The 13132-nt window shown below is 39.0% G+C and carries 14 protein-coding genes and 1 pseudogene; 11 read left to right on the top strand and 4 right to left on the bottom strand.

Annotation, left to right across the window (positions count from 1 at the left end):
• Positions 1-107: 107 nt before the first annotated feature.
• From ACDZ28_RS00695 to ACDZ28_RS00685, 3 genes are all read left to right on the top strand, one after another.
• A complete protein-coding gene (locus ACDZ28_RS00695; RefSeq protein ID WP_375102351.1) occupies positions 108-1100 on the top strand; it encodes a helix-turn-helix domain-containing protein in 993 nt (330 codons plus the stop codon).
• A complete protein-coding gene (locus ACDZ28_RS00690; RefSeq protein WP_375102350.1) occupies positions 1097-1564 on the top strand; it encodes a hypothetical protein in 468 nt (155 codons plus the stop codon). Before ACDZ28_RS00695 ends, ACDZ28_RS00690 begins: the two co-directional genes overlap by 4 nt.
• Before the next feature lie 104 nt (positions 1565-1668).
• Complete coding sequence (locus ACDZ28_RS00685) at positions 1669-2088, top strand: hypothetical protein (protein WP_375102349.1); 420 nt, start codon at positions 1669-1671, stop codon at positions 2086-2088.
• 491 nt (positions 2089-2579) lie between these two features.
• On the opposite strand, the gene ACDZ28_RS00680 is transcribed toward ACDZ28_RS00685, so the two are convergent.
• Positions 2580-2831 (bottom strand): hypothetical protein, encoded by a 252-nt coding sequence (locus ACDZ28_RS00680; protein WP_375102348.1) that lies wholly within the window; start codon positions 2829-2831, stop codon positions 2580-2582.
• Positions 2832-2967: 136 nt separating this feature from the next.
• Here ACDZ28_RS00680 and ACDZ28_RS00675 point away from each other — a divergent pair, with 136 nt between their 5' ends.
• From ACDZ28_RS00675 to ACDZ28_RS00665, 3 genes are all read left to right on the top strand, one after another.
• Positions 2968-3132, top strand: coding sequence for a hypothetical protein (locus ACDZ28_RS00675; RefSeq protein ID WP_375102347.1), 165 nt, complete (start codon positions 2968-2970; stop codon positions 3130-3132).
• 217 nt (positions 3133-3349) lie between these two features.
• On the top strand, positions 3350-3841 hold the full coding sequence (locus tag ACDZ28_RS00670) for a hypothetical protein (RefSeq protein WP_375102346.1): 492 nt from the start codon (positions 3350-3352) through the stop codon (positions 3839-3841).
• Between the two features lie 596 nt (positions 3842-4437).
• Entirely contained in the window at positions 4438-5310 is an 873-nt protein-coding gene (locus tag ACDZ28_RS00665; RefSeq protein ID WP_375102345.1) for a hypothetical protein, read from the top strand.
• A 782-nt stretch (positions 5311-6092) separates the two neighbouring features.
• On the opposite strand, the gene ACDZ28_RS00660 is transcribed toward ACDZ28_RS00665, so the two are convergent.
• Positions 6093-6302, bottom strand: coding sequence for a helix-turn-helix domain-containing protein (locus ACDZ28_RS00660; RefSeq protein WP_375102352.1), 210 nt, complete (start codon positions 6300-6302; stop codon positions 6093-6095).
• 219 nt (positions 6303-6521) lie between these two features.
• Positions 6522-6761: a type II toxin-antitoxin system HicB family antitoxin gene (locus ACDZ28_RS00655; RefSeq protein WP_375102344.1), complete on the bottom strand. Its 240-nt coding sequence runs from the start codon at positions 6759-6761 to the stop codon at positions 6522-6524.
• Between the two features lie 167 nt (positions 6762-6928).
• Here ACDZ28_RS00655 and ACDZ28_RS00650 point away from each other — a divergent pair, with 167 nt between their 5' ends.
• Both ACDZ28_RS00650 and ACDZ28_RS00645 read left to right on the top strand, forming a co-directional pair.
• Positions 6929-7687 carry a LytR/AlgR family response regulator transcription factor gene (locus tag ACDZ28_RS00650; RefSeq protein WP_375102343.1) on the top strand — a complete coding sequence of 253 codons (759 nt, stop codon included), beginning with the start codon at positions 6929-6931 and terminating at the stop codon, positions 7685-7687.
• A 262-nt stretch (positions 7688-7949) separates the two neighbouring features.
• A complete protein-coding gene (locus ACDZ28_RS00645; protein ID WP_375102342.1) occupies positions 7950-8111 on the top strand; it encodes a hypothetical protein in 162 nt (53 codons plus the stop codon).
• Positions 8112-8317: 206 nt separating this feature from the next.
• Here ACDZ28_RS00645 and ACDZ28_RS00640 read toward each other — a convergent pair whose 3' ends face one another.
• Positions 8318-9043 carry a hypothetical protein gene (locus tag ACDZ28_RS00640; protein ID WP_375102341.1) on the bottom strand — a complete coding sequence of 242 codons (726 nt, stop codon included), beginning with the start codon at positions 9041-9043 and terminating at the stop codon, positions 8318-8320.
• A 153-nt stretch (positions 9044-9196) separates the two neighbouring features.
• Here ACDZ28_RS00640 and ACDZ28_RS00635 point away from each other — a divergent pair, with 153 nt between their 5' ends.
• From ACDZ28_RS00635 to ACDZ28_RS00625, 3 genes and pseudogenes are all read left to right on the top strand, one after another.
• Positions 9197-9478 carry a hypothetical protein gene (locus tag ACDZ28_RS00635; protein WP_375102340.1) on the top strand — a complete coding sequence of 94 codons (282 nt, stop codon included), beginning with the start codon at positions 9197-9199 and terminating at the stop codon, positions 9476-9478.
• A gap of 116 nt (positions 9479-9594) precedes the next feature.
• Positions 9595-9666: pseudogene (locus tag ACDZ28_RS00630) on the top strand (SEC-C metal-binding domain-containing protein); the annotation flags it as partial.
• Positions 9667-11058: 1392 nt separating this feature from the next.
• Positions 11059-12903, top strand: a complete 1845-nt coding sequence (locus ACDZ28_RS00625; RefSeq protein ID WP_375102339.1) for an ATP-dependent endonuclease — start codon at positions 11059-11061, stop codon at positions 12901-12903.
• The last annotated feature ends 229 nt before the right edge of the window (positions 12904-13132 follow it).

Genomic DNA, 13132 nt, shown 5'->3' with positions numbered 1-13132 from the left:
AGCTGTAACGTGAGATTGGCGTTTGAAGGTGTCCTAGATCGCTGCTCTCTTCTTCAGATGGAATTTGTAAGTATAAGATATGCAATAAGAGAAGAGGAGTCGAATTAATGGGAGAATATTTAAATATCAATCAAGTGGCCGAAGAACTTAAAGTAACCTTGTCCACTGTATATAAATTAATTGATCATCTTGATCCATTAAAGAAGCTTGAACCGGTTAATCCAGAGTCTTATCGGGGCGAAGGAGGTTACCGTTTTCGCAAAGAAGATGTGGAGCGGATAAAACCTTTATATATAAGTAAAGATCTCACTACAACTCAAGCAGCTGCACGTATAGGTAGATCCAAAACTTTTCTTCAAAATCTGATGAGAAACGGTGAGCTGTCGTATTACGAAGCATATTTTCGAGGAAAGAATACATTCTTTATAAAGGAAGAGGATCTTCTAGAGTATGAACAGAGTAAACCCTCTAACGTAAAGTCTAATACCCTTTATGATAAAAAAACAGGTGCATTCTTGTTCCAGCCCTACTTAAACAAAGAAAACGGTAGGATCGCTCGAATTATGGAAATGGAGCGGATAAGTCCTATCAAAATAAAGGCTAAAATGATAGACGAAGGTGGAAAGGGAATTTCATATGAGGAAGCGATCGCTACATGGAAGCCGCTTATTCAATTAGAACGTAAGGAAACTAATAGCGCGTATGGGTATGCTTGTTTCAATTTTCCCATTCCAACTTTTTTAGACTCCATGATTTACACGATAATTGAGCAATTCTATCAACATGTAGGGCCTACTAATATGCGTATTTCAAAAGAAGAAGCTTCTCTAGTAGTGGAAGTGAAAAAATGTGTGTTGAAAGGTATTTCTCTTTTAACGTATCCAGACTTCATAGATAAGCTTAAATTGTATATTAGATCCGGAGAAATCATATCTGAAGGGGAAGATACAGTCATTAACACGTGCTTTTCACCGATAACATTCTACCTTCAGGAAAGTCGGAAATCCTTGATATTAAAACGAGCGTCTGAAAAAGGGATGACTATCCAAGAATGGCTCGAAGATCATTTTAATAATTATGAATGGGGAGAAGGCGTGTGATACAAATAAGAGTTTCATACAACATATATCTGATCAGTTTGCTGGATGAACTTGTATCCGATTTACTAGTAAGCAATCCTGAATATCGTATGGCAGGAGATATTGGCGATAATCCGATAGTTAATACACTAAGTCGTGAGGTTGGCCACAATCCTATGTATTATGCTTTACCCACGAAACGAGGGGTCACGTTTGATCTAACTAAATTGAGGTCATTGAGACAAGAGTTAGTCCAAATGAAAGAAGAATCTATTCACATTGCTTTAGAAGTTATTACTTTTGAATTAAGCAGGATTAAATTAGAAAACTATATAACTTGTTCAATAAAAGATGATGAAGTTGAGCTGCAGTATAAAGATTTTTCCTGGAGCGGCTCTGCAGAGAGTATCATTGCTGCAACTCTAAAAGTTGATGAAACTTGTGATGCTTCTGATTTCTGGGTTGGAATTACTAGAGTTTCCTGATGATGTTGACTTGATTCGATTTATTGAATAGGTCGAACGATAATAACAGAAATACCACCAGCTGAATGAAGAAGAACTAATACACAAGTAGAGGACTGATGAGAATGAATAAACACACAAAAAATATTATCATCGCATCTGTGGTTGCATTAATAGTAGGAGCAGTTACACAAAGCGTTGTAGATCAGTATTACTTAAAAAAAACAATGAAGTTGCAGAAAGCTATGTTTACAACGATATTAAACAATTATCATATTTTAGAATTCAGAGAAATGATCGTAGATTACGCTAACGGTGATTTATCAAAAGATTATGTTCAAATACGAATAAATAAAATAGTGGATCCATTGTACAGTGACCAGGATACTAAAGAGTTAGCTTTTCTAATGGAAAAAGCTTCAGGTATTATTGAAGATGGGACAACTGAGGATTTAAAAGCATTTACATCTAATGATTTTTCAGCTGCTTTAGTTAGTTACGCAGAAAAATCTAATACTGATCTTGAAAAATTATTTCCATTCTAATTATAGGAGGGGATCTGATTTATGGAGATAACTACTTTCTTGGTGCATTCAGAACAACATGGACTTATTAGAGTAATTCACACTATCGTAGATCTTAAAAGAGTCACAAGTAATGTTAAGTGGTCTAAAATTGCAGTATGGAAGAATAATCAACGTCAAAATATCTTGCTCAGCTATCTTGGAAATGAAGAAATGCTGAGGTTCTCACAGCTTTACGTCTGAAAGATGCACAATATAGATTAGAGGAATATAAGACGCATACTGTGAAACAAAAAAAGCCTACTTTTCAGTAGACTTTCCATCGACCATTTTCTTATAATTCTGTGCTTGTTTTAATGTCCAGATAGGACCCGATGCGAGAACTTGAACAGCTTCAGGCAACAAAGGTCTTACTTTCTTGCCCTCTCGTTGTCGGGAATACTTGGTACTTAATCTTGCCTTATCCCATCCAAGTATTTCCGAAAATTCTTTTATTCCAACAAGAGGGGGAATTACTCCCCCAATTCATCACTCCAAGTTTGGTAAAATCCACCGCCAATGACTTCAAGAACATTATCTTCTTCTTGTGGATGTACGCCATACCAGTACGAGGTAGTGATTACATTACCATCTGGGTATTCTATAGTAACGTTTTGTTGAGTATACGCAATGCCATCTTTAGCAATTTCTTTAGCTTCATTCAAGTCATACACATTAACTTCCTCAGTTACGCCAGTGTGATAATTGATTACGAATTTTTCCATTTCCAACAGCTCCTCTTAATAGATATCTTTGTTATCTTTATTATATCATAACAGATAACTTTGTACACACTTTTTTCGAATAAGTATCTTAGGCTTGATGCACAGTACGAAGATTTGATGAAAAGGGGATAGATAGTTGCAGAATGATTGTAGTTGTGTGGATAAGAGTGAAGAACGTTTTTGGGATGAAGATTTGGAATGTTGGTATGTAGTGCGTGAGTGTGACGATTGTGAATATTACTGGGAAGGACCAATTTACTCTTATGATGATCAGGATCAGTATGGTAATACAAAGGAATAGTTAATTTCGAAAAAGAATTGGAGTGTTAATGTCCTGTTCGTAGTTGCGGAGCTGTGGACTCAAATAATGTAAGAAGCAAGGATACCAAGTAGCTATAATTAAGTTGTAACAGCCAAAGCAATTGAGAATCTGCAAAAGTTGAGGGTCTGAAAATAACGTTTTTCTAATAGTTGAAGCAGAAGCAGTCCAATAATATCTAATCGAAGGGAGCAGGGGAATGGGTGACTTTGCTGAATTAAACACGCGATTTAAGTTGAAAGTTGATACACCAAATGAAGTAATTGAGATAATTAAATATATGACTGGTAAGGGAGAAGAGCCTGCCACATTACCTAACTATCAAATATTTTCAACCGAAAATTGGGATACGATGCTGCGATCATTTTCCGATGATACAAATATAAGAGGAGAATTTTCTTTTTTTGAAAAACATCCCAGGTTCGATTGTTGGGAATTATGCGTTAGATCAGTCTTCCGAGATCGAAACGAGATAAAATCATTCTACAATTGGGTACATCCGTATATTGATAATATTTGGCTTGGATTTTTGGGATACGTAGTATTAGATGAAGTTGGAGAACACCCTTACTTAATTTATTTTAAAGATGAAGGTATACGTTTCATGAAAGTCTCATGTGATGAAAAGGAGGATCTTGCTCGGGATGAAGTTTTATTTAACTGGAACATTTTTGATGCTACTGGAAACTAAGCGCAGTTTGTCATGAACATGCAAGTGCTTTACGAAACACTATAAACTATCTGAATAGGAATGTTTATCTATGGAAGCTTTTAATATCATGGAGTTTAGTACATGGCCATTTTTTATGCAGATCTTAGGTATATTAGCAGCGATATTTCTAGTAGTTATGGCAGTAATTGTTTTGCGATCACATAAGTCACAATGAACGGTCAGCGCTGGAACCTGCTGTACATGGATGAGACAAAATACCAAAAGCTAATATGGAACTCCGGTCACCTGCATAAGGCCACCGGAGTTTTTTTACACCTTATATAGACCGGCTTTCGATCGACGAACCGAATCAAACAACTTTATTTTTCAGTGTCTAATACTTTATTTACTTTTTGACAATTGTCCAGAATTAATACGATGGTTTAAAGAAATATTATATACTTAATACTTGGAATGATATGAAATTATCTATATAATTAATATGAAGAATTTACTTTAATCATATAAGTATAGCCATCCTTTTAAGGGATGGCTTTCATAATAACTGAATGTATACAACCTGGATATAATTATACATACGCATACACTAATTTAATGGGAGGTTTGGGTATACAATGGCGGATACAACAGTTAGAGTTGCAGAAGAACAAAAAGATGAAATTAATGAGATAGCTAAAAAAATAGGAGACGGTGCAAGCCAAAAGGAAGCAATATCCTATCTACTTCAGTTAGAAAAAGTAAAAAGGGAACAAGATAATGGTCGTTCGATTCCGAGGTTAGATGATATTAACCAATTTGCCTCACGTATTATTGGTATCTATACTGAAATGTATTTGACAATGAGGGATCAAGAAGAAGTCTCTCAAGATGCAATTACTAATAGAAGGCTAGAAGTGGAGGAGCTCAAAGCTCGATTGTTCGAAACAAAAGAAGAACTAGAGAAAGTACAGGATGAAGCGAATCGAAAGATCAATGAAATCATTCTATCTGCAGATAAAAGGATCGCAGATGGAGAGGAAGAATTCCGGAGAGTGAACGAGCAAAAGGATTTAGAAGTTAGTCGTATTAAAGGTGAAGCGGCTCTGTCCAGGGAAACGGCCGAAAAAGAACTTCATCAAATGGAACTGCTAGTTAAGGAATCACGAGAATCTAAAGATCAATCCGCTAAGTTGGTAGTTCTTGCTCAGGAAATGGCCGAAAATGCGAACATCAAGGCAGCTGCTAACGAAGAACTTGCTTTGAAAGCTAAGCAATATCATGAGGAAATGCAAGAGATGAAGAGAGAGTTACAAAAGATTAAGGATGAGGCTGAAAAGAAGGAACAGAACTTTATACGCGAGATTGAAAAGCTGCAGTTAAACGCTGAAATTGATAAAGAGCGTGCCATATTGGAGACGCAACGTAAAATGATGGATAAAGAGACTGAACTGCGTGATAAGGTATCAGACCTACGAGAGCAAATCTCGGAATTAAGAAGCGTAAAATAGATTGGGATTATATGGGGTACGGTTTGTCTTGTTCCTGATTCAAGAGGGTTAGGGACTGATGGGAAGAGGATAATACACTCTAATCAAAAACAGTAGGAGTTGGACGTGAAATTAAAGTCCTTAACTTCCGCTGTTTTTTTATGTGGGGAATGCTTGGTAAGATCACTCGCTCGAATTTAGGAGGATATTAAAGGGTACTTTGCAACGGAATAGACAATATGTAGACGTTCGATCAATATATATATAATTGCCGAAAAGAATCTAGTATGTGTTCGAAGAAAATAAAGTAGTAGACTGCACGTTCGGGACACCCCGCACGAGAGATGCTGTCCGCACATATCGTCCGACATGAACAAATCAGGAATTATCTGAAATCTGGTCGCCGGACCGAATACCAATCTACAGCGCCCGGCGCGTCCGGAGAGAACTGGGAACGCGGGCTGAAGTATCGAGTCTAATACTCTATTTTCTCAGTCTATAACTTTATTTTCCGAGTCTAACACTTTATTTTCTTCTTACAGTATGATTATTGCTATGGAGCTTAGTCGTATCTGGCGCCATATGGGTATGATGGTTTAAATATATTTATTTAGGTTGATGAGCCAACAGCAAACATATGACTGAATGCTTATTGCTAGGTGCTAAACGGGTTAATATGGTACTGGAAGCTGCTAAGTAATACAGTTAGGATTGCCGATATATAATTATTGACAACACAAAGGTTAACGACATTGTTAACTATTCCACCTGGGGGAGTAGTAATTCTACTCCGGCCTGCTGCTTCATAGTGGCCATTCGTACAGATCTGCTTCAGTACATCCCATGACTAGACAAATGGCTCTCATTTGTTCTGGTGACATTGGTCGTTTTGTATTTTCAAACTGAGAGATCATAACTCGTGACATAGAAATACCCGTCTTTTCGAATACCAAGATACATAATTGATCTTGAGTCAATCCTTTTGAAAGACGAATAGGGCGCAACAGGCACATCCCACGGGATAATGCCATAATACCCTCCTACCATAAAAAGGGGTAAAGATGTTCGAGCGAATTATAACATATTAAACGCATTATTGTTACTTAATAAGTTTGTGAAATGAATTACTGATATAAAACCTTGAGTTTTCTTGAAGTGATTTGATTAAACGGATGAACGCAAAAAAACCGTACCCTAATAAGCTGGCGGCCGGGAACGGTTTTTGCAATGTGTTAAATTGCTGTTGAAATGAAGGAATTCGTGAATCTTGGAATTTCCATACGCAAAACCTTAGTTGCATATAAATTCAGGGACGGATTGCTCGCTAGAGAGATTTCAATTAGCTCTTTAGCACAGAGCAGTACTTCTTCTTCCGTGTCACCTACAGCGCTGAGACGAAGTTCTGGAACATAAATTGAAAAGTTATTTTCGGCATAATCTTCCTCGATTAACAAAGTGAAACCTTCTGACATGATGTATCCTCCCTAGGCATATGAAACTGTACTATTTATAGTACGATTATATCTTAAATATTGTGACTGTGAGAGAAAATACCTAAACGGTTTTAATTTAGGTGTAGATGGTAAATTTAATGTCGAAATATAACGATATATGAAAGAAAAAGAAAGGTGTATGCGAAATGAATATGCAATTAACGGCAATTGTCGCTGAAAATAAGCCGTTGGACCGAGAAAAGTTAGCACGTTATGCTCATGATTTAGGTATTGAAGTAGTTAGTAAGGTGGCATCTGGGGAATGGCTTATTGATGAATGTGAGAAATATGAACCAGATATCTTATTCTTAAATCTTAGTTTAAATGGGATTGACGGCCTATCAGCATACCAAATTTTATTGGATAGAGGAATTAAGCCCTACTTAATATTGATAACTAGTAATATGAATTCGGAGCTATTATTGACCGGATTTAAATTGAATTGTTTAGATATTCTGAACAAACCAATAAGATATGAACAATTAGTTGACGCGGTTAATAAAGCAAGGGAACTAGTGAAAAGAGACTTACTGATCTCGAAATCCACTCCAGGCAGAATCATTAAAATTATATCCCTATACAAAAAAATATACATAAATGAGAATAATCTTATTTATGCACATAAATTGAAGGGGGGACACAAGTCACTAGTATTTATAGAGGGGGAGTTCAAATCAGGGATCGAAACAACCACAACATTAACAGATATTTTAAAGCAATGTTCAAAACAGATTTTCTTATCAAACCCTTCTAATCTTATTAATCTTAATTATATTAAATCTGTATATGTCAGTGAAAAGTCGATGGGTACTTATATTATAAAACTTGCATATAACGATGTAGAAATTGAGTTGTCACGGAGGAAAAAGAGAGAGTTTGATCAATTGTTCTCTACTATAAACTAGCCGGACCTCTATTTCTCCTTATGTATCCCTAAGTTGGAACTAAAGTTCTCAGAATTCGAACTCTTCAGTTTTCCTTAACCTTCAAATCACCATAAATTTCAGGATATACATTGCCGTTTGGAAATGGGACACGTTGTCTTTTTTTAGTTCAATTACCTCAGAAATTATGACTCTACTTCATATTAAACATCAAAAAAAGGGGAGTAAGAATTATGTACTGATATAATAGAAGGCTGAGAATCCGAATAAGGTTCTCAGCCTTTTGTGCACCCCAGCAACTTTAGGTCGGGCGGAAATCTGGGCACAGCTGGGTTGGAAAGGCGGAACAGCCCCTTTTTACAGCAGCAGACGCGGCGGTTTCCGTCGGACTCGCCGGACTTCGCCGGACGTTCCGGACGAAGACGGCATCCGTGGCACCGATTAATCACCGCCCGGGTAGCACGTACCGGCAGTAAAGGAAGAAAGTCAGGCGTAGCCGGTGCGAGGTAACAGGGAAGGGCGGTAGGTGGCGACCGCCGCCAAGGGGGGGCGGGCCAGATGCTCCTTTTCTTTATTATCGGCTATCCGCGGGGACTTGGTGGTCTTTACCAGACGTTCCAAACGAAGACGGCAGCCGGTCACTGGTAAGTATTAATATTCTTTTCGCATCACTTTTTCCAAACTAAGTAGGAAGCGTTCCATGAATTTGAAGCGAAAATCATATTGTTTCAAATCGGTATAGCGTTTTTTTTGAAGTTTCACAATGGAAAATTTCTTAGCAGAGGAGCTGCTCTCCTCTAGCATAAGAACCGTTTTTGGCTCAAATAGAAAAGGATAAAATCTGGGTTCAGCTGCTGTTAATTCAAGTAACTGATGCATGGCATCAAGCATAAACAGAGTACGAAGCCGTTGAGTCTCGATAAATGGTGTAGAAAGGAATTGCGACGAACTCTCTTGAATGGAAAGCACATATTGTTCGAGAAGTTTAATGGTTTCAAGAAGGCGAGCTTTCGTGATTTTATGTGTATCCTGAACACCCTTACGCTTAGGTCGAATGGCACCGGTAATACTTTGCGTAATGAATTGGATGCATTCGATTAACAGTAACATCTTCTCCTCAGCTCGAGAGAGTACCAGAATTAAGTTATGATCCTCAATACCGTTGCGCTTAAATATCTCTTCAATATCCTCCTGGTATTCAACCTTATGATTCTCAAAGTCTTCTTTGTAACTTTCGAACACATCCCCAAAGGTACGTATATGATTTAGAAGATCTTTATAAAAAGAAAGAATGTATTCTAGAGACTTGACGCGTATTTGAGATGATTTTAGACTTTCAATTTCTCGGAAAATTTCTTTGTTATTATTTTCATTCATAAACAATTAATACCTCCAAATCGTCCAATATGTACATTATAATGGACAAAAATAAATAAATTCAATTATATATTATGGTCCAGCTGGTGGGATTGTCTCCTTCATGTATCTCTGCTAGTATGAGCACACAGCTTACTCAAGGAGGAGATTAATATGTTCACGATCACTGAAATTTACAGAATCGTCAATGCTGAACGATTGGATTTGGATTGGGATACACTAGTTGAAGAGGCATTCGAAACCTACAGCAAATTATCCCAGAGTCGTCAATCAGAGTTTAACGCGTTGGTCAAACGAGCTATTTCCCAATGCCAAGCCGATTTCGACTCGTTTCCGGAAAGCTATCAAACAAAAGAGGATGTTGAGGATCTAGATGAGATTATTGATGTGATAAAAGAGAAATTAGAGACAATCTTTGCTGACTTTCTCGAATAATTGAATGAATCAGTTATTCTCGGTTTCAAGTTGAACGGGAAATATCCGAAAGCCATTTACGAAGAGACCATCGAGCCGGTATTGTAAGCTGGCTGGGGAGGGGAATGTACATGTCCACAATTGGAAGAAATGATCCTTGTCCGTGCGGAAGCGGGAAGAAGTACAAGCAGTGCCACTTAAAGAACAGTGGAAAAACGTGGAGTGAAGTCGCGGGAGATGTTGAATTCAGTAATTCACAGAGTGTCGCGATCCATAAAACGTTCTTCTTACTGAACGACGATTTCAAGAAAAATCCGAGTCCCGGAGGGTGTCATCTTATTTCGTCCATCATGTATGTGCTGTTCACCGAACAAGGCATCTCGTCAGAGCTATGCATCGGTGAAGTACAACGTCCAAATGGAATGTATTTTGATCATTCATGGGTAGAGATTGATGGAAAGGTATTTGACCTTTCAATTCAGCTGACATTGGATGGAGAACGAAACGCCCCTGTGTTTGCTGGATATGATTTAGATACTGGATCTTTGACGAAGTTTAACTACCTTTTCAAGTGCGAGGGGTTGGGAATGGTTGCTAGTCGCGTATTCAGGACTCCCTTTTTGGATTACCTAGACGGTGCCGATCATGCTCAGAGTTGGGGCTTGATTGAAGAGGTGGGTAATTCTTTGGGGTTAAATTTGAAGACGGCCATGCTCCGCAATCGCTACAAGGATACGAAGCGCGTTCTCATAACTCCCTAAGACAAATTGTCTTTGTCTCGGGTATACCATTGGGGAAGGATAGCAACCCAGCCTTAGTGTATCTATAAGACAAGGCGCACGAGCTGTAGAATCGTTGTGCAGTTGGGCTACTCAGTTCGCCGGTGAAGCCGGTCCAATAGATATAGACTGTTCATCGCGTCTACCAGAAGCTGATGAAAAACAGGCCCGGTCGGAGTTAGCTCCCAAATGGGCCTGTTGTACTATTTAAAAAATTTATGAACTACTTAATTACGAGAGTTCCTTTATAAAGTAGCATGTTATTTCGGTAGACAAGAACATAGTCCCATAAGAGCCCTCGCCCAGCGCGGGTTTTCTGTTTTAAGGGACCAAGTTCTTGTCCTTTTCTTTGGACAAGAACTTGGTCCCATTGTCGATTTGATAATCAACTATAAAGTAAGTATCAAAAGCAAATATTGTATGAATTCCTGGCGCAGTCGGCGTGGGGAGACTAGGAAAAGCGGTGGGAGTTGACCGGCCGGGCGCTCAGTAAAAACCACCTTGTTCGTATCGTGAACGCAGGCTCCTCTAGCTTCTACGGTGGATGAGGCCGAAGCGTTGGCCAAAGAATCGTCCGGATATCAATATCAACCAGGAAATGCGCGATATACTGAGAGAGTTTTATCCTTAACTAGGATTTAATAAGCATCGTGTTAATGAAGGGATTGTTCCTAAGAGGGAAATAGTCCCTTTTTTTCATGCCGCCATTTGTGGCTGTAATGATCATTGAAGGGAATGGAAGATCGATCTACAAAAAGATTGAAATCCATAATTAGGTAGTTTACTGTTGAGGTGAAGAACGAATGTATGGGGGGAATAGAAATGAGCGAGCAGCAGCGTACGATAGAATCCTTGAATCAAGGGCGTCCTCGACTGAAGCAATTGATCATTCAGAATTTTCGCGGAATAGGCAATCATCCGGTCACAATTGAACTGGATAAGATTGTCGTTTTAGTAGGGCCAAACAATGTTGGCAAAAGCTCCATTCTTCGGGCCTATGAGGTAGCGATGTCCGAGGGCTCCAATGAAGCAATTCTGCTGCAGGATGACTTTCCAGGTGGTGTTGTACATCACGAGTCTCTCCCCATGATCGAGCTTCATACGGTTGTTCAGGATCATGCTCCTGGAGCGAGATGGATACATACGGATTCACTTACCCAAGAGAAGGTAGTCAAGGAGAGATGGACGTGGGCTACTCCAGGTGCACCCAAGCGTCAAGGCTTCGATGTTGAAAAAAACATTTGGGCTGAAGATGCGGTTCCATGGGGTGCACCCAATGTCGCCAACTATAATCGACCTAAGCCACATCGAGTTGATGCTTTTTCAGATCCTAAAGTACAAGCGGATGTCATCGTCAAACTGCTAAGCAATGTCATAAAAGAGAGAGTAAAAGATGTTCAAGAAGAAGCTGGGGAATCTCAATACAAACATTTGCTTCGTACGATCGCAACATTAAGACAGCAAGTAATCAATGAATCGATCGGGCATATCGAAAAAATTGAACTACAGGTCTCGCAGCTACTCAGTGAAGTTTTCCCCGGATACGTTGTTAAATTTGATCCTCGGGCAGAAGAGGAAGCGGAGAGTGACCTTAATCTATTTCAAAAAGTCAATAACGCACAACTAAAAATGGGACATGGTGAAAATGGTCATTTAACCACACTGGATCGTCAAGGAAGTGGTGCAAGACGTACTTTATTATGGAGTGCCTTACGAATGATTGCAGAGACGAATGTGAATAAAGGGGGAAAGAAAGGGGCGAAAAAAGAAGCAATAGAAGGTGAGGAGAATAGGCCTCATGTCCTTCTTTTGGACGAGCCGGAGCTATGCCTTCATCCAAACGCCGTAAGAGAGGCTTGCCGGGTATTATACGATTTACCGAATACGGGAAACTGGCAAGTGATTGTAACAACACACTCTCCTGCTTTTATTGACGTCTCTCGCGATAACACAACCATTATTCGAGTAGAACAGATTAATGGACAAATTTCCGGAACAACGGTATTTCGTCCGGAGAGAGTCAAATTAGATGATGAAGACCGCTCCCTTTTAAAGCTTATGAACATCTTCGACCCTTATGTTGCCGAATTCTTCTTTGGGGGACGCTGCATTATCGTAGAAGGGGACACGGAATATACGGCGTTTAAGCACATCATGGCAACTAAGCCGGGAATATATAAGGATGTGCATATTATTAGAGCAAGAGGAAAAGCTACCATTATTTCATTAGTCAAAATACTAAATCATTTCGGTTCTCGTTATTCTGTCCTGCATGATAGTGATACACCAACAACCCTTAGAAAAGGAAAAACGATAAAAAATCCGGCATGGGCACATAACGAAAAAATATATGCAGCGATACAGGATCGACCGCATACTTCAAGTGTTCGGCTACTAGCCTCACTGGGGAATTTTGAGAAAGCGTATTTTGGGGAGGAAGTAAGTAGTGAGAAACCCTACAATGCAATTATTCATTTGCAAAACAATGAGCAACGATTCGAAAAGGTGGAACAACTGCTGGATGCTCTTCTAGATCATAGTAAAGTTCCGCCTGAAGGTGCGCTTGAATGGACAAGCATTGCTCAGTTAGAGGAGATGGTTGCTGCACAAGCCAGTAAGGAACTAGTAGCTGCAGGAACTGAAGTTACGATAGATGAGGTGTTTTGAAAGCGTAGTAGGTATACAGCGATTTCCAATTTATAGGACTTTTCGACAAAAGTACAGTCTTATATATTGGGAATTGGAGCTTGTAATCCGTTCTTTACGTATTAGATGAATTCAGGTAACGACTATAATGATTATTAAAAACAACTCATTAATGAGTTGTTTTTTTATGGTCAAGAGAGGCTTAGTCGGCAATGGGACCAAGTTCTTGTCCTACAAGGGACTATGTTCT

This window comes from Paenibacillus sp. RS8, assembly GCF_041956825.1.
Taxonomy (GTDB): Bacteria; Bacillota; Bacilli; order Paenibacillales; family Paenibacillaceae; genus Paenibacillus_AQ.
The sequence above is the reverse complement of the archived record's forward strand: the minus strand, read 5'-3'. Positions and strand labels throughout refer to the sequence as shown.